The 14,936-nt window shown below is 66.5% G+C and carries 17 protein-coding genes; 6 read left to right on the top strand and 11 right to left on the bottom strand.

Annotated features, from left to right (window positions below):
- Nucleotides 1–36 precede the first annotated feature (36 nt).
- Nucleotides 37–600: a hypothetical protein gene (locus tag UN84_RS09135; RefSeq protein WP_052719262.1), complete on the bottom strand. Its 564-nt coding sequence runs from the start codon at nucleotides 598–600 to the stop codon at nucleotides 37–39.
- 3 nt (nucleotides 601–603) lie between these two features.
- Here UN84_RS09135 and UN84_RS09130 point away from each other — a divergent pair, with 3 nt between their 5' ends.
- Nucleotides 604–1,242 carry a hypothetical protein gene (locus UN84_RS09130; RefSeq protein WP_052719265.1) on the top strand — a complete coding sequence of 213 codons (639 nt, stop codon included), beginning with the start codon at nucleotides 604–606 and terminating at the stop codon, nucleotides 1,240–1,242.
- A 105-nt stretch (nucleotides 1,243–1,347) separates the two neighbouring features.
- On the opposite strand, the gene UN84_RS09125 is transcribed toward UN84_RS09130, so the two are convergent.
- The 4 genes from UN84_RS09125 to UN84_RS09110 all read right to left on the bottom strand — a co-directional run bounded on the left by UN84_RS09125 (nucleotide 1,348) and on the right by UN84_RS09110 (nucleotide 5,457).
- The gene (locus UN84_RS09125) at nucleotides 1,348–2,955 is read right to left on the bottom strand and encodes a BCCT family transporter (protein WP_046078080.1); all 1,608 of its coding nucleotides are present in this window, start codon (nucleotides 2,953–2,955) and stop codon (nucleotides 1,348–1,350) included.
- A gap of 167 nt (nucleotides 2,956–3,122) precedes the next feature.
- Nucleotides 3,123–3,584 (bottom strand): thioesterase family protein, encoded by a 462-nt coding sequence (locus UN84_RS09120; protein ID WP_046078069.1) that lies wholly within the window; start codon nucleotides 3,582–3,584, stop codon nucleotides 3,123–3,125.
- Nucleotides 3,584–4,540: an L-carnitine dehydrogenase gene (locus UN84_RS09115; protein WP_046078070.1), complete on the bottom strand. Its 957-nt coding sequence runs from the start codon at nucleotides 4,538–4,540 to the stop codon at nucleotides 3,584–3,586. The genes UN84_RS09120 and UN84_RS09115 overlap by 1 nt, the downstream gene beginning before the upstream one ends.
- Nucleotides 4,537–5,457 carry a 3-keto-5-aminohexanoate cleavage protein gene (locus tag UN84_RS09110; RefSeq protein ID WP_046078071.1) on the bottom strand — a complete coding sequence of 307 codons (921 nt, stop codon included), beginning with the start codon at nucleotides 5,455–5,457 and terminating at the stop codon, nucleotides 4,537–4,539. Before UN84_RS09110 ends, UN84_RS09115 begins: the two co-directional genes overlap by 4 nt.
- Nucleotides 5,458–5,845: 388 nt before the next feature.
- Here UN84_RS09110 and UN84_RS09105 point away from each other — a divergent pair, with 388 nt between their 5' ends.
- Nucleotides 5,846–6,562: an integrase core domain-containing protein gene (locus tag UN84_RS09105; protein WP_173834989.1), complete on the top strand. Its 717-nt coding sequence runs from the start codon at nucleotides 5,846–5,848 to the stop codon at nucleotides 6,560–6,562.
- On the opposite strand, the gene UN84_RS09100 is transcribed toward UN84_RS09105, so the two are convergent.
- The gene (locus UN84_RS09100; RefSeq protein ID WP_046078161.1) at nucleotides 6,559–6,861 is read right to left on the bottom strand and encodes a hypothetical protein; all 303 of its coding nucleotides are present in this window, start codon (nucleotides 6,859–6,861) and stop codon (nucleotides 6,559–6,561) included. The two genes, UN84_RS09105 and UN84_RS09100, sit on opposite strands and share 4 nt — an antisense overlap.
- A gap of 229 nt (nucleotides 6,862–7,090) precedes the next feature.
- On the bottom strand, nucleotides 7,091–8,011 hold the full coding sequence (gene argF / locus UN84_RS09095; protein WP_046078160.1) for an ornithine carbamoyltransferase: 921 nt from the start codon (nucleotides 8,009–8,011) through the stop codon (nucleotides 7,091–7,093).
- Nucleotides 8,012–8,166: 155 nt separating this feature from the next.
- Here argF and UN84_RS09090 point away from each other — a divergent pair, with 155 nt between their 5' ends.
- Nucleotides 8,167–8,508 carry a Grx4 family monothiol glutaredoxin gene (locus UN84_RS09090; RefSeq protein ID WP_016855581.1) on the top strand — a complete coding sequence of 114 codons (342 nt, stop codon included), beginning with the start codon at nucleotides 8,167–8,169 and terminating at the stop codon, nucleotides 8,506–8,508.
- Nucleotides 8,509–8,672: 164 nt separating this feature from the next.
- Here UN84_RS09090 and rnt read toward each other — a convergent pair whose 3' ends face one another.
- The gene (gene rnt / locus UN84_RS09085) at nucleotides 8,673–9,338 is read right to left on the bottom strand and encodes a ribonuclease T (RefSeq protein WP_035598185.1); all 666 of its coding nucleotides are present in this window, start codon (nucleotides 9,336–9,338) and stop codon (nucleotides 8,673–8,675) included.
- 148 nt (nucleotides 9,339–9,486) lie between these two features.
- Between rnt and UN84_RS09080 the strand changes: the two genes are divergently transcribed.
- The 3 genes from UN84_RS09080 (at nucleotide 9,487) to UN84_RS09070 (ending at nucleotide 12,349) form a co-directional block, all read left to right on the top strand.
- Nucleotides 9,487–10,707 (top strand): argininosuccinate synthase, encoded by a 1,221-nt coding sequence (locus UN84_RS09080; protein ID WP_046078159.1) that lies wholly within the window; start codon nucleotides 9,487–9,489, stop codon nucleotides 10,705–10,707.
- A 50-nt stretch (nucleotides 10,708–10,757) separates the two neighbouring features.
- Nucleotides 10,758–11,060 (top strand): HlyU family transcriptional regulator, encoded by a 303-nt coding sequence (locus tag UN84_RS09075; protein ID WP_046078158.1) that lies wholly within the window; start codon nucleotides 10,758–10,760, stop codon nucleotides 11,058–11,060.
- 164 nt (nucleotides 11,061–11,224) lie between these two features.
- Nucleotides 11,225–12,349, top strand: a complete 1,125-nt coding sequence (locus UN84_RS09070) for a DUF294 nucleotidyltransferase-like domain-containing protein (RefSeq protein WP_046078164.1) — start codon at nucleotides 11,225–11,227, stop codon at nucleotides 12,347–12,349.
- 26 nt (nucleotides 12,350–12,375) lie between these two features.
- Here UN84_RS09070 and phnE (UN84_RS09065) read toward each other — a convergent pair whose 3' ends face one another.
- From phnE (UN84_RS09065) to phnC, 3 genes are read right to left on the bottom strand one after another with little or no spacing between them, the layout of a single operon-like run.
- Nucleotides 12,376–13,209: a phosphonate ABC transporter, permease protein PhnE gene (phnE, locus tag UN84_RS09065; RefSeq protein WP_046078157.1), complete on the bottom strand. Its 834-nt coding sequence runs from the start codon at nucleotides 13,207–13,209 to the stop codon at nucleotides 12,376–12,378.
- On the bottom strand, nucleotides 13,206–14,033 hold the full coding sequence (phnE, locus tag UN84_RS09060; protein ID WP_046078156.1) for a phosphonate ABC transporter, permease protein PhnE: 828 nt from the start codon (nucleotides 14,031–14,033) through the stop codon (nucleotides 13,206–13,208). Before phnE (UN84_RS09060) ends, phnE (UN84_RS09065) begins: the two co-directional genes overlap by 4 nt.
- Nucleotides 14,030–14,860: a phosphonate ABC transporter ATP-binding protein gene (gene phnC / locus UN84_RS09055; RefSeq protein WP_046078155.1), complete on the bottom strand. Its 831-nt coding sequence runs from the start codon at nucleotides 14,858–14,860 to the stop codon at nucleotides 14,030–14,032. The genes phnE (UN84_RS09060) and phnC overlap by 4 nt, the downstream gene beginning before the upstream one ends.
- Nucleotides 14,861–14,936 lie beyond the last annotated feature (76 nt).

Raw genomic sequence — 14,936 nt, 5'->3', positions numbered from 1 at the left:
CGCTTGAGTCGGCCTCAGGGCCGCGTGTCCCGGCAATCACAACATCAAAAGGAAGCGTCCATGTCTCACTCTACTCGAACCAAGCTCTGGGTCGGCGTTGGTACCACTGTCCTGCTGGGGGCCGGCACCGCCAGTGGGGCGGAGCCCGATGCTTCGGCGGCGTTCACCCAAGGCCCCGACCAGCCGATGCTGGCACACGCCGACCATGGCGATGAAGGCGGCGAATACGGCCATCACGGCGGCGAGGGTGGTGAATCCGGCCATCATGGCGGTGAAGGCGGCGAGGGTGGTGAATCCGGCCATCACGGCGGCGAAGGTGGCGAGGGTGGTGAATCCGGCCATCACGGCGGCGAAGGCGGCGAGGGTGGTGAATCCGGCCATCATGGCGGTGAAGGCGGTGAAGGCGGTGAAGGCGGTGAAGGCGGTGAAGGCGGTGAAGGCGGTGAAGGCGGTGAAGCCGGTGCCTCGGCCGATCCCTACGCCGTCTTCGCTTACCTGAACGCTTCGGCCGGCGGCGAAGGTGGTGAAGGTGGCGAAGGTGGTGAAGGCGGCGAAGGTGGTGAAGGCGGCGAAGGTGGTGAAGGCGGCGAAGCCGGCCACGTCATGAACGTCACCAATCCCGGCGTCTATGCCACCAACCTCGCCATGATGAAGGGCCACCTGACCGTGGCGCGCGAGCTCTACCAGGAAGGCGAGCAGACCGCTGCCCAGCCGCACTTCGGTCATCCGATCCATGAACTCTACGAGCCCATGGCGCCGGCCTTCGAGGAACGCGGCGTCGACGATGTCGAGCCCGCTCTCGAGGCGCTGATCGCCGATACCCGCGAGGGCGGCGAGTGGGGCAGCCATGACGAGGCCTATGAGGCGGCATTCGATGCCATCGATGGGGCGCTGGAGACGGTCGACGCCGATCTGCGCGGCGACGTGGCCTTCCAGAGCCGCATCCAGCTGGCGCTGCTGAGCCAGGCCATGCACGAGTACCAGGAAGCCATCGGCGACGACGGCGAGTTCGTCAACGTGCTGGAATATCAGGACAGCTTCGGCTTCGTGCAGATCGCCCGCGAGCGGCTCGAGCAGCACGCCGACCTGTATGATGACGAGACACGGGACGAGCTGATGGCGGCCTATGACGCCACGCTGAAGGCCTGGCCGTCCGTGGTGGCGCCCGCCTCGCCGGTGATGACGCCGGGCGAGCTGTCCGCCAGCCTGTTCAAGCTGGAGGCCACTCTCGGCCAGTACTGAACGTAGCGAGATATGTCGGGGCGTTGGCCCCGTGATGAAAGGCCCGATCCGGCGATGCCGGATCGGGCCTTCCTGTTGCCTGCCCTGGTGATCGATAGGACCGTGCTAGCGTTTCGCCGCCGATGCAGGCGCGCGACGCGACTCGCGCAGCAGCGAGAGCAGCACCCCGCCGGTCATCACCAGGATGACCACGCTCAGCGGCAGTGCGGCGGCGATCAACGCGGTCTGCAGCGCCTTGAGGCCGCCGGCCACCAGCAGTGCTGCCGCCACCAGCCCGATCACCACGCCCCAGAAGACCCGGAAGCGCTGCGGCGGCTCCTCGTTGCCCAGCGACAGGATGGTGGTCAGCACCAGGGTACCGGAGTCCGAGGAGGTGACGAACCAGCTCATCAGCAGGAACACCATCAACGCCGAGAGCACCCAGCCGAGGGTGCCGGTGCCGGCGATGCCGTCGGCGCTCTCGAACAGCGCGGCCGGCAGGTTCCAGGCGTTGACCAGCTCGATGATCCCGCCGCTGCCCGGGCCGCCCGCGGCATGCAGCTCCTGGTAGAGGGCGTTGCCGCCGAAGATGATCAGCCATACGAAGATGATCAGGGTCGGCACCAGCAGCACGCCGAGCACGAACTCACGCAGGGTGCGGCCCCGGGAGATGCGTGCGATGAACAGGCCGACGAACGGTGCCCAGGCCAGCCACCAGCCCCAGTAGAAGATGGTCCACCCCTGTTGCCACTCGGTGGTGCCGGGCTCGTCGGCGAACCACAGTCCCATGGGAAGGAAGTTGACGGCGTAGTCGAGCACCGTCTCGCCGAAGGCGCTCACCAGCCACAGGGTCGGGCCGCCGATCAGGAAGGCGCCAACGACCACCACCGAGACCCAGATGTTGAGCTCGGAGATCACCTTGATGCCTTTCTTCACGCCCGAGACCACCGAGAGGATCGAAATCAACGAGATCACGGCGATCAGGGTCAGCTGGGTGTCGAGGCCCGCGCCGATGCCGACCAGACGCTCCAGGCCCACTGCCATCTGGCTGACGCCCAGGCCCAGCGAGGTGGCGACGCCGAACACGCAGCCGAGTACGCCGAGGATGTCCACCAAGTGGCCGACCGGTCCGAAGATGCGTTCGCCGATGAAGGGATAGAGCGCCGAGCGCAGCGCCAGCGGAAGCCCCTTGCGGTAGGCGAAGTAGGCCAGTGACATGCCGACGATCACGTAGATCGCCCAGCCGTGCAGCCCCCAGTGAAACACCGAGACGCGCAGCGCATCGATGGCGCGCTCGTGGTTCATGGCGGTGGCCCCGGCCATGTCGGCATGGGGATTGTTGGGGTAGCCGAAGGCGCCGGCGTTGTCGAAGTAGAAGACCGGCTCGGCCACGCCGAAGAACAGGATGCCGATGCCGATGCCGGCCGAGAACAGCATCGAGAACCAGGCGAAGTTGCTGAAGTCGGGGCGGCTGTCGTCGGGGCCCAGGCGCACGCTGCCGTAGCGGCTGATCACGATGAAGGCGCACACCGCCATCAGCAGCATCACGGTCACCAGGTAGTAGCCGCTGAAGGTGCTCTCGATCCAGGCACGGGTGGTGCCGAACAGGCCGCCGGCCAGGTCCGGCATCATGCCGGTGAAGAGCACGAATGCCAGCACCAGCAAGGCCGCGGTGATGGTCATGCCCTTGTGCATGCCGCTGAAGACACCATTTTGCGACAGTTCGGTGATCATGTAGTCGGTGGAGGTCTCCACCTCATGACTGGCACGGCGAGTCGGTGGGGTGGGGGGAGTTGGCGTGGTGATAATTTTTCTCCTCTCGGGCCGGGCCGCGGGCCGGCGATCCCGTATCCGCCCGGCATCGACCGGGCGGAGAAGCGTTGTCATGTGCTCGATCGTCGTCAGCGCTTGGCGGGCAGCCCGATGCGGCGTCCGGCGGCGTCCGGCCAGGCATCCGCTGCGGCGATTGGCAGCTCGCCGATGGCCGCCTCGACGGGGTCGGGGAAGGGCGCCGGGCGCCCGGCCTCACTGTCGATGCCCATCAGCATCTGCTCGCTGGTGGCCAGCAGGGTGCCCTCGGTATCGCGCATCTCGAAGAAGACGTGAAGCCGTTTGGCGTCGCGGTCGAGCACGGTCACGTCCATCGCCAGCGGCTGACCTTCATGGGCCTCGCGGCGATAGCAGAGATGGGTCTCCAGGGTATAGACGGTGTAGCCATGGCGCCGACGGCCGGCCTCGTCGAGGCCGATGGCGTCCATCAGCGCCTCCACGCCCAGAGAGAACACCCGGGCGTATTCGGCGTCGTTCATATGGCCGTTGTAGTCGACCCATTCCGGGACGACGCGGGTCTCGAGCAGTGCCATCAGATGCGTCCTTCCAGGCCTTCGGCCTCGGGCCAGTACTTCTGCACCAGGTCGAGCAGCTCGACCAGGAAGTCGTCGCGGCGACGGTCGAGCTCGGCGACCGGGCGCTCGGCGGCCTGGAACTCGCAGCCCTCGACCACCTTGTCGATCAGCTCGTCGGTGAGTTCCGGGGCCTCGAGCTTGGTCCAGGGCAGTTTCAGCGCCGGGCCGAACTGCTCAAGCATGTGACGCATGCCCTGTTCGCCCCCGGCCAGATGGAAGGTCAGGAAGGTGCCCATCAGCGACCAGCGCAGGCCACAGCCGTAGACCACGGCGGCATCCACTTCCTCGGTGGTGGCCACGCCGTCGTTGACCAGGTGCAGGGCCTCGCGCCACAGCGCCTCCATCAGTCGGTCGGCGATATGCCCTTCGATCTCGCGACGCACCACCAGCGGCCGCATGGCCAGCGCCTGGTAGAGCGCCTGGGCCTGCTCGATCTGGCGGGGCTCGGTGGCTTCGCCGCCGACCAGCTCCACCAGCGGTAGCAGATAGACCGGGTTGAAGGGATGAGCGACGATCACCCGGCCCGGCACCCAGGCGCAGTCACGCTGCAGGTCGCTGGGCTTGAAGCCCGAGGTGGAGGAGCCGATGATCGCGCCGGGCGCCGCCGCGGCATCGATGGCGGCGAGGATCTCGCGCTTGAGTTCGAGGCGCTCCGGCACGTTCTCCTGAATCAGGTCGGCGCCGGCCACGGCTTCCTCGAGGCTGTCGACGAAGGTCAGTCGCGTGGGGGCCGCGCCCTCGGCCAGGCCGAGCTTCTCGAGCGACGGCCAGGCATTGTCGACGAAGGCGCGGGTGCGTTCGGCGGCGTTCGGCGCGGGGTCGAAGGCGACCACGTCCCAGCCCTGGGCCAGCGCCCGGGCGATCCAGCCGTTGCCGATGACGCCGGTGCCGATGACCGTCAGTTGGCGGCTCATGCCTCACCTCCCGGGGTGCTGGTGACGGTCTGACCGGTGCGCGGGTCGCGCAGCTTGAGATGCGCGCGGGTCTCGGCCGGGGTCATGAGGCGTCCGCCGAGATTCTCGACGATGGTGCCGGCCTTCTCGACCAGCTGGGCGTTGGTCGCCTTCACGCCCTTGCTCAGATAGAGGTTGTCCTCCAGGCCGACGCGGACATGGCCGCCGAGCAGCATCGCCTGGGCGACCATGGGCATCTGCTGGCGACCGATGCCGAAGGCCGCCCAATTAGCGTTTTCCGGCAGCTTGTTGCGCATCGCCAGCATGGTCTCGGGATCGGCTTCGGCGCCCCAGGGAATGCCCAGACACAGCTGGAAAAGCGGGTCGCCGTCGAGCAGGCCTTCCTGCTGCAGCTGGCGGGCGAACCAGACGTGGCCCAGGTCGAAGCACTCGAGCTCCGGCTTCACGCCGGCGGCCTGGACCAGGCGGGCATGCTCGCGCAGCCAGTCGGCGGTGTTGACGTAGACCATGTCGCCGAAGTTGAGGCTGCCGCAGTCCAGGGTGCACAGCTCGGGGAGCAACTCGCCGACCGGCGCGTGACGCTCGGCCGGGGTCTGGATGTCGGTGCCCGGGCCGCCACGGGTCGGGTCTTCGGCATCGGGAATCCAGTCGCCGCCGCCGCCGGCGGTGATGTTCATGACGATATCGGTGCCCGCCTCGCGGACCCGGTCCATCACCTCGCGGAAGTGCTCGGTGGAGTGGCTGATGCCGCCGGTCTCGGGGTCGCGAACGTGGATGTGGGCGACGCTGGCGCCGGCCTTGGCGGCGGCGATGCAGTCGTCGGCGATCTGCTGGGGGGTGACAGGGACGTTGGGGTTCTTGTCGGCGGTGTCACCGGCGCCGGTGATGGCGCAGGTGAGGATGACATTGCGGTTCATGGGGACCTCCTTGCGTGAACTGCAGGGAGTTTCCGTCATGACGCCTGGAGTAAGTTGACCTTAGGCGACGTCGAGTTGACGCAAGTCGCCAGAGTGGCGAAAGGGAAGGACGCCGAGATCAGGCGATGCCGAAAAGTCGACGAGCGAAGGTTAGGCAAGGAAAAAATCAGCGAGAAGGCGGACCGGGCTCGCGTGCGAGTTTACGTGCTGTAAATGAGTACTTTGACCGGGCTCGCGCACGAGCTGATTTTTGACGCTGTATTACCGAGCGCAGGCACTTTTCGCGGATTGCCTAGGTGTAGGGTCCCGGATGATCAAATGAGCTATAGGAGTTATCCTCTGCTGGCAGCCAGAGAGCTTCTAAAGCAATTCATTCGGGAGCAGGTTCATGGACATCAAGCTGCATAAGCAGGCCACCACGACACCGAAGATCCGTGCTGAAATCCAGGCGGCACCGTCCAGCATCACGGATAGCGAGCTGGCCCGCCAGTATGGTGTCTCCCACGCGACCATCCGCCGCTGGCGGTACCGCAACGATGTCCATGACCGACCGCACACGCGTCACAACCTACTCGCCACCCTCTCGTCTGAGCAGGAGGAGGTGCTGATCGCCGCTCGTGAATTCCTGCGCCTCGGTCTGGATGATCTGCTCGTCGTGGCACGTGAGTTCCTGAACCCTCGACTGTCCCGCTCAGGCCTNCGATGGCTGCCGCTCACCAGATTGTTCCGAAGGTACTACGGCAAGTCGTTCACCGATCGCTTCACGCGGGCAGGTGAGCGCAAGCCCAGCGGCCGCCACCCCTTCGACCAGGAGTGCCAGGCCCATGATATCGAACATCGCCTGATCAAGCCGGGAAGGCCACAGACGAACGGTATGGTGGAGCGGTTCAACGGCCGCATCAGTGACGTGCTGGCGACCCGGCGCTATACCTCAGGCGAGGATCTGGAGCAGACGCTCAAACGCTACGCTTGGCTGTACAATCACCACATCCCTCAGAAGGCGCTGCATCATCAATCACCGATTGCAGCGATGAAGGAATGGCAGGCCAAGCGGCCGGAGTTATTCACCAAGCGGGTAGTCAATCACACGGGACCCGACACCTAGGCGATATCGGCGGCGCCCTCGCCAAACATCTCGAACAACAGCTCGCGACCCAGGTCGGTGAGCACGAAGCGACGCTGAGCATTGAAGGTGGCGGCCTCGCTGCGCTCCAGGGTGCGCTGGTGGCTCGACCAGTCGTGCTCGGTCTGGGCGAGGGCGTTCAGGGCGCGGCGGTCGAGGCCCCGATGCGGGCTGGAGACGGTTTCCAGGACGTGGCCTTGGCGATAGAGCAGTTCGGCCATGTTGCAGAGGCACTGGCGGAGGCTGCGCTGGGCGATATTGCCGGCGGAGAGGGTGGTCATGAGGGACGGCCTGTCTCGCGGTGTCATATGTTGCGGCGCATTATACCGGCGGGAAGGGGGTTAGACCAAGGTCTAATGTGAAGGGCGGGCGTCGGCCCCCGTTTCGGCTTGCCGTCGTTGCCCATGGCGAGAGGCCGGTGTTGCCAGGGTCACGAAATTGACGGAACCGCAGAAACAGCGACGCCCCGGCGTTGCCGAGGCGTCGTGAGGGCAGCGAGGGAGACGTCGATCAGTTCTCGACGCGACCCAGCAGCAGGAACTCGATCAGCGCCTTCTGGGCGTGCAGGCGATTGCCTGCCTCCTGCCAGACCACGGCGCGCGGGTCCTCGAGCAGGGTCTCGCTGATCTCCTCGCCGCGGTGGGCCGGCAGGCAGTGCAGAAACAGCACGTCGTCGGCGGCGCGGTCGAGCATCGCCTCGCTGACCTGGAAACCGGCGAAGTCGGCCTCGCGCTTGGCCTGCTCTTCTTCCTGGCCCATGGAGGCCCAGACGTCGGTGGTCACCAGGTCGGCACCTTCCACGGCGGCCATCGGGTCGCGGTGGATGGTCACCCGGTCACCGGCGGCATCGAGGATGTCCTGACGCGGCTCGTAGCCTTCGGGGCAGACCACGCGTAGGTCGAACTCGAACTGGCGGGCGGCGTTGATCCAGGAGTGGCACATGTTGTTGCCGTCGCCGATCCATACCGCCGTGCGGCCGCGCACGCTGCCGCGCAGCTCGGTCCAGGTCATGACGTCGGCCAGCAGCTGGCAGGGATGGTAATCATCGGTCAGCGCGTTGATCACCGGCACGTCGCTGGCGTCGGAGAACTCCTCGAGGCCTTCATGGGAGAAGGTCCGGATCATCACCGCGTCGACCATCTCCGAAAGTACGCGGGCGGTGTCGCCGATCGGCTCGCCGCGGCCCAGCTGGGTGTCGCGGGGCGACAGGAACAGGGCGTGGCCGCCGAACTGGGCCATGGCGGTCTCGAACGACACCCGCGTGCGCGTCGACGACTTCTCGAAGATCATCGCCAGGGTGCGATTGGCGAACGGGGTGTAGGTCGGGCCGTGGGTCTTCAGGCCGTTCTTGATCGTGATGCCGCGCTGAATCAGGTAGCGCAGCTCTTCCGGACTCAGGTCGAGCAGGGTCAGGAAATGGCGGGTGGCCATGGCGTCACTCCACGGGAAAAAACGACCATCCTAGCCAGCCGGCGGGGGATGCGCAACGCGGCTGGCATCCGTACAATGGCGGCATCGAAGGCCCACCTGCGCGCTCGGGTATTGTCCTTGGCGCGGCGGCCACCACCGATCCAGAGGGAATGCAGATGAGTACCACCGTCGAGAACATCCAGCGCCAGATCAGCGAAAACCCGATCCTGATCTACATGAAGGGCACCCCCCAGCTGCCGCAGTGCGGCTTTTCTGCCCAGACCGTTCAGGCCCTGATGGCCTGCGGCGAGCGCTTCGCCTTCGTCAACGTGCTGGACAATCCGGACATCCGCGCCGAGCTGCCCAAGGTCGCCAACTGGCCGACCTTCCCGCAGCTTTGGGTCGAGGGTGAGCTGGTCGGCGGCTGCGACATCGTCGTCGAGATGTACCAGAACGGCGAGCTCGAGCCGCTGATCAAGGAGACCGCCGCCAAGCATCAGGACGACGCCGAGCAGTAAGCGCCGAGCTACAAGCGCCGAGCTACAAGAAACCCCCGAAGGTGCTCAGCCTTCGGGGGTTTCTTTTGCTTCGGGCAATTTTCATGCTGCTGATTTGCAGCTTGCAGCTTGCAGCTTGCAGCTTGCAGCTTGCAGCTTGCAGCTTGCAGCTTGCAGCTTGCAGCTTACGGCTCTTCGATGCCCTGCTCGCGCTGGGCCAGCTGCCAGCCGCCCAGGTCCTTGTAGCGGTTGACCATGGCACAGAACAGTTCGGCGGTGCGTTCGGTGTCGTAGCGCGCCGAGTGGGCTTCGCTGTTGTCGAACTCGATACCGGCGGCGCGGCAGGCGCGGGCCAGCACGGTCTGGCCGTAGACCAGGCCGGCCAGCGAGGCGGTGTCGAAGCTCGAGAAGGGGTGGAAGGGATTGCGCTTGATCCCGCAGCGTTCCACCGCGGCGTTCAGGAAGCCGTGATCGAAGGCGGCGTTGTGCCCCACCAGTACGGCGCGGGTGCAGCCGCTGGCCTTGATCGCCTTGCGTACCGGCCGGAAGATCTCGCCCAGCGCCTCGGCCTCGCTGACCGCGACTTGCTGGCGCAGCGGGTCGTCGAGGCGGATGCCGGTGAAGTCCAGGGCGGACTGCTCGACGTTGGCCCCCTCGAAGGGATTGACGTGATAGGCATAGGTGGCGTCGGGCATCAGGTTGCCCTCGGGGTCCATGGTCAGGGTCACGGCGGCGATCTCCAGGATCGCGTCGCCTTGGGCATTGAAGCCGCCGGTTTCCAGGTCCACCACCACGGGCAGGAAACTGCGGAAGCGTTGTGCCATGAGTTCGCGGGCGGCCACCTCGCTCATGCACCTCTCCTTGACTTGGGGTCGGGTTGTCTCGAAACGCGGGAGTCTAGCAGTTTCACCGCGATGCGTCCCGCCGCACCGGTATTCGCGCCAGGCTGGTCGCGCTATAATCGGCCCTCTACACCGAACAGCTAAAAGGAGCCTCAGCATGTCCGATGTCAAGAAGGTCGTGCTTGCCTATTCCGGCGGCCTGGACACGTCCGTCATCGTCAAGTGGTTGCAGGAAACCTACGACTGCGAAGTGGTGACCTTCACCGCCGACATCGGTCAGGGCGAGGAAGTCGAGCCGGCTCGTGCCAAGGCCGAGGCACTGGGCGTCAAGGAAATCTACATCGAGGACCTGCGCGAGGAGTTTGCCCGCGACTACGTCTACCCGATGTTCCGCGCCAACACCATCTACGAGGGCGAGTACCTGCTCGGTACCTCCATCGCGCGCCCGCTGATCGCCAAGCGCCTGATCGAGATCGCCAACCAGACCGGCGCCGACGCCATCTCCCACGGTGCCACCGGCAAGGGCAACGACCAGGTGCGCTTCGAGCTCGGCGCCTACGCGCTGAAGCCGGGCGTCAAGGTGATCGCCCCGTGGCGCGAGTGGGACCTCAACTCCCGCGAGAAGCTGATGGCCTACTGCCAGCAGCACGACATCCCGGTCGACTTCACCAGCCAGAAGAAGAAGTCGCCGTACTCCATGGATGCCAACCTGCTGCACATCTCCTACGAGGGCGGCAACCTCGAGGACCCCTGGACCGAGGCCGAGGAAGACATGTGGCGCTGGAGCGTCTCCCCGGAGGCGGCCCCGGACTCCCCGACCTACGTCGAGCTGACCTATGAGAACGGCGACATCGTGGCCATCGACGGCGAGCCGATGCGTCCCCACGAGGTCATCTCCAAGCTCAACCAGATGGGCGGCGACAACGGCATCGGCCGTCTCGACATCGTCGAGAACCGCTACGTGGGCATGAAGTCCCGCGGCTGCTACGAGACCCCGGGGGGCACCATCATGCTGCGCGCCCACCGTGCCATCGAGTCGCTGACCCTGGACCGCGAGGAAGCCCACCTCAAGGACCAGCTGATGCCGAAGTACGCCGAGGTGATCTACAACGGCTACTGGTGGAGCCCGGAGCGTCGTGCCCTGCAGGCCGCCATCGACGAGACCCAGAAGAACGTCTCCGGCGTGGTGCGCATGAAGCTCTACAAGGGCAATGCCACCGTGGCCGGCCGCAAGTCCGACGCCTCGCTGTTCGATGAGTCCATCGCCACCTTCGAGGACGACGCCGGCGCCTACGACCAGAAGGATGCCGAGGGCTTCATCAAGCTCAACGCCCTGCGTCTGCGTATTGCGGCGGGCAAGGGTCGTCAGCAGGACTGATCCAGAAAGCGCCGACGATCGGGTCGGCGTTTTTGATCCAGGAGGCTTCGATGCTGAAGAAACTGCTATCCGGTCTGTTCGGCCAGGGAGAGACGACGCCCGCCGCCGCGCCAGAGGGCGAGCCGGTGTCCTATCAGGGTTACCTGATCGTGCCCCAGTGTGAGGAGATGGGCGGCCAGTATCGCGTCAGCGGCTGGATCCGCAAGCCCCGCGGCGAGGACGAGGAGGTGCTCGAGCATCGCTTCGAGCGCTCCGATGTGGTGCCCGGTCGCGAGGCCTGCGAGGCGCTGATGGTCAGCAAGGCCGAGCGGATGATCGACGAGTTGGGCGACGCCTTGTTCGACGATCGCTGAGCCGATCTCCGGCTCTGCCAGAGGCTTCCGAGCGACGGCGTCCCCAGGGGCGCCGTCTTTTTTATGGTCGGCAATGAGGGCAGGGCACCGCATGACTGCTCCCGGTCAACCGGCAAGGACGAGGCGCTTGCTACGCTGGAGGCAGTCTTCTTTTGGGCATGCCGATGCACCTGCTCCACCGAACCTCGACCTGGCGCTCGCTGTTCGCCGACGACATCGTGCCCGATGTCGGGCGGCTGCCGGCGCTGCTCGCGCCGCTGGGCGAGGCCATCGAACGGCTGGGGCCGACGCCGAGCCTGGCCGAGGCCCATGCCTGGCAGCGCGATCTGGCGGCGGCGCTGGTGCGCCTCGACCTGCCGGCCTGGCGGATCAGTCAGCTGATCAGCGACCACAACGATGCGCTCTATCGCCGCGCCATCGAGGCGTCACTCGTCGCCATGCAGGAGCAGGGCTGGGGGGCGCCGCCGGTGGCGTTCTGCGTGCTGACCCTGGGCTCGGCGGCGCGCCACGAGAGTCTGCTGGTCCCGGACCAGGACAATGCCATGGTCATCGCCGACTATGCGGACGCCCGTCACACCGAGATCGATGGCTACTTCCAGGCGCTGGGCGAGCGCTTCACCGCCGCTCTCGACGCCGCCGGCATCCCGCTGTGCCCGGGGCACGTCATGGCGCGCTGGCCGATGTGGCGCAAGCGCCTCTCGGCGTGGCATGCCCAGCTGGCCATCTGGACCGCCGAGCGGCGGGTCAAGCGCGTGCAGCAGGCCAATATCCTGCTCGATGCGTCACCGGTGTACGGTAATGCCGCGCTGGCGACCGGACTGGTCGATGGCGTGATGCGTCACGTGCCCGAGGCCGGATTGTTCCTCGACGAGATGGCGGCGCTGTTGAACGAGTGCCCGGTGGCGCTCGACCGCTTCGGACGTCTGGCCGCCGGGGGCGAGGGGGCGCCGGCCGAGTCGGCGCTGGACCTCAAGCACCGTGGACTGCTGCCGCTGGTCGGCGCCGTGCGCCTGCTGAGTGTGCGTCATCGCGTGCGGGCGATGGCCACCCGCGAACGCCTGGCCGCACTGGTGATGGCGGGAGGGCTTGAGGCGGCGCTTGCCGCCGAGCTGAGGCGGGCGCTGGAGCGTTTGCAGGCGCTGTTGCTGTCGGCTCAGCGTGATGCCCTGCGTCAGGGCCGCATCGCCGATGGCTGGATCGACCTCGACGCGCTCGGCGAGGACCAGCGTCTGCTGCTGCGCCATGACCTGGCCCTCATTCGGCGGCTGGTGAAGCGGGCACAGGCGTGACGACTTCCTGCGTCACGCCATGACGCTCAGATCAGCGCTCGGCGAACTCGGGCCGAAAGGGCTTCACTGACCACCACCGTGGCGAGGATCACGATCAGGATAGTGGCGACCTGGGACCAGGCCAGGGTGTCGATGGAGGACTGCAGCTTCATGCCGATGCCGCCGGCACCGACCAGGCCCAGGATGGTGCTCTCGCGTATGTTGATGTCCCAGCGGAACATCGCGATGCCCCAGAAGGCCGGCAGCACCTGGGGCACGATGCCGTAGTGGATGACCTGGGCGCGTCCGGCGCCGGTGGCCGTCACCGCCTCGACCTGTCGGCCATCGGTCTCTTCGATCGCTTCATACAGCAGCTTGCCGACGAAACCGATGGAGCGCAGGGCGATGGCCACGATGCCGGCCAGCAGGCCCGGGCCGATGATCGCCACCAGCAGCAGTGCCCAGATCAGCGAATTGATCGAACGTGAACTCACGATGATGAACAGCGCCACGGGACGCACCAGCAGCGTCGAGGGGGTGGTGTTGCCGGCAGCGAGGAAGGCCACCGGAATCGCCAGGATGATGCCGCCCAGCGTGCCCAGCGTGGCGATGTTGAGGGTGTCCCATAGCGGCAGCAGCAGCTCGGGCAGGTAGGTCGGGTCGGGCGGGAACATGCGGCTGCCGATATCGACTGCCTGATCGGGTGCATCGGCGACGAAGACCCACAGGGTGTTGGCGTTCATCACCTGCCAGCACCAGACGAACAGCGCCACCAGGGCCACCCAGCCGCCCCATAGCGCCAGCCTGGCGCGCGGTGTGCGAAAGCACCAGACCTGCGAGTAGTGGGCGGGTTCGCCCGGGCGGGAATCGAGGGCACTCATTGCAGCGTCTTCCTGAGGTAGCTGGAGCCATATTCCGCGAACATGACGATGGCGATGACGATCAGCAGGATGGCGCCGGCGCTGTCGTACTCGTAGCGGTCGATGGCCGTGTTGAGGGTGGCACCGATGCCTCCGGCGCCCACGATGCCGATCACCGCGCTTTCCCGGAAGTTGATGTCCAGCCGGTAGAGCGACAGGCCGATCAGCCGCGGCATGACCTGGGGCTGGATGGCATAGTGGATCAGCTGCAGGCCACTGGCCCCGGTGGCGCGGATGGCTTCGATCTGGCTGGCGCTGGCCTCCTCGATGTCGTCGGCCAGCAGTTTGGCCACGAAGCCGATGGAGGCGAAGGCGAGGGTGAGGAAGCCGGCGAAGGGCCCGAAGCCGAACATGGCGACCAGGAAGATGGCGATGATGATTTCCTGCAGCGACCGGCTGATGGCCACGACCGAGCGGCACACCATGTAGACGGGGCGCGGCGACAGGTTGCGTGCCGCCCCGACCCCGATGGGTATCGATACCAGCACGCCCACCACGGTGGCGGTCAGGGTCATGGTCAGGCTCTCGATCAGTCCCTGACGGATGTCGTGCCAACGGCTGGTGAAATCCGGCTGCAGGAAGCCCTGAACGAAGCGCGCGCCGCGTGACAGGCCCTCCATCAGACGGGCACCGTCGACCTCCAGCGAGCCGAGTGCGAGGATCAGATAGGTCAGTGCCAGCAGCGGTATGGCCAGTCGCCAGCGGCGCGTGGTGATGAGCTGCGGTGGTCGCCGCCAGTGGCGCGGGTAGGGATGGGATGAACAGTAGCCAGGGGACGAGGTCATGATGCCGACCTCGCGGGCATCATCCGGGGCGTTGCCGCGTCGTCGCCATCGACGGCGTCCGCGTCCGCGTCCGATTCCGCGCCGCTCCAGTCTTCGGCGCCGTAGATCCGAGTGAGGGTCATGTCGTCGAGGCGGTCGGGCGCATCGTCGAAGACGACCTGACCCGCCTTCAGCCCGATCAGGCGATCGAGATAGCGTTGCGCCAGCGGTACATCGTGGATGTTCACGATGGCCGGCAGCCCGCGCTCGGCGCAGACCTCGGTGATCAATCGCATGATCTGGCGGCTGGTCTTGGGATCGAGGCTGGCGGTGGGTTCGTCCACCAGCAGCAGCTCGGGGTCCTGGGCCAGTGCCCGGGCGATGCCCACGCGCTGGCGCTGGCCGCCCGAGAGGGCATCGGCTCGCTTGTCGGCATGCGCCAGCAGCCCCACCCGATCCAGCAGTCGGTAGGCGTTCTCGATGTCCTGGCCCGGAAAGCGTCGGGTGAAGCTGCGCCAGAAGGGCACATAGCCGAGGCGTCCGGACAGCACGTTCTCCATCACGGTCAGTCTCTCGACCAGGGCATATTCCTGGAAGATCATGCCGATGCGGCGCCGGGCCCGGCGAAGTTCACGGCCGCGCAGTGGGACCAGGTCGGTCTCGCCCAGGTGCACGGTGCCGGCCGAGGGCTCCACCAGGCGGTTGATGCAGCGGATGAGGGTCGACTTGCCGGCCCCGGAGGGGCCGATCAGCCCCACCACCTGGCCCTGCGGAATCTGCAAGGTCACCTCACGGAGCGCCGTGTCGCCGGATGCATAGGTCTTGGTGAGTCGGTCGATGGTAAGCAATGGATAGGGTCTCGTTCGATTTTCCTCGACCGGTCGGGCGCGAGCGACGTTCCGCCCACGCCCGGCCGGTCACGAG

The organism is Halomonas sp. HG01, from assembly GCF_000968715.2.
In the GTDB taxonomy this organism is placed as follows: Bacteria; Pseudomonadota; Gammaproteobacteria; order Pseudomonadales; family Halomonadaceae; genus Halomonas; species Halomonas halophila.
Note: the sequence above shows the minus strand (reverse complement) of the source record. Positions and strands in the feature narration are given on the sequence as shown.

Excerpts from the sequence above, each read along its gene's own strand:
- rnt (WP_035598185.1), bottom strand. The coding sequence starts at position 9,338 with ATGAGCGAGGTGGCCGCCCGCGAACTCATGGCACAACGCTTCCGCAGT.
- UN84_RS09110 (WP_046078071.1), bottom strand. The coding sequence starts at position 5,457 with ATGAACCGCAATGTCATCCTCACCTGCGCCATCACCGGCGCCGGTGAC.
- UN84_RS09080 (WP_046078159.1), top strand. The coding sequence starts at position 9,487 with ATGTCCGATGTCAAGAAGGTCGTGCTTGCCTATTCCGGCGGCCTGGAC.
- UN84_RS09070 (WP_046078164.1), top strand. The coding sequence starts at position 11,225 with ATGCACCTGCTCCACCGAACCTCGACCTGGCGCTCGCTGTTCGCCGAC.
- UN84_RS09090 (WP_016855581.1), top strand. The coding sequence starts at position 8,167 with ATGAGTACCACCGTCGAGAACATCCAGCGCCAGATCAGCGAAAACCCG.
- UN84_RS09125 (WP_046078080.1), bottom strand. The coding sequence starts at position 2,955 with ATGATCACCGAACTGTCGCAAAATGGTGTCTTCAGCGGCATGCACAAG.
- UN84_RS09120 (WP_046078069.1), bottom strand. The coding sequence starts at position 3,584 with ATGGCACTGCTCGAGACCCGCGTCGTCCCGGAATGGGTCGACTACAAC.
- phnE (WP_046078156.1), bottom strand. The coding sequence starts at position 14,033 with ATGACCTCGTCCCCTGGCTACTGTTCATCCCATCCCTACCCGCGCCAC.
- phnE (WP_046078157.1), bottom strand. The coding sequence starts at position 13,209 with ATGAGTGCCCTCGATTCCCGCCCGGGCGAACCCGCCCACTACTCGCAG.
- UN84_RS09075 (WP_046078158.1), top strand. The coding sequence starts at position 10,758 with ATGCTGAAGAAACTGCTATCCGGTCTGTTCGGCCAGGGAGAGACGACG.
- UN84_RS09100 (WP_046078161.1), bottom strand. The coding sequence starts at position 6,861 with ATGACCACCCTCTCCGCCGGCAATATCGCCCAGCGCAGCCTCCGCCAG.
- argF (WP_046078160.1), bottom strand. The coding sequence starts at position 8,011 with ATGGCCACCCGCCATTTCCTGACCCTGCTCGACCTGAGTCCGGAAGAG.
- UN84_RS09115 (WP_046078070.1), bottom strand. The coding sequence starts at position 4,540 with ATGAGCCGCCAACTGACGGTCATCGGCACCGGCGTCATCGGCAACGGC.
- UN84_RS09130 (WP_052719265.1), top strand. The coding sequence starts at position 604 with ATGAACGTCACCAATCCCGGCGTCTATGCCACCAACCTCGCCATGATG.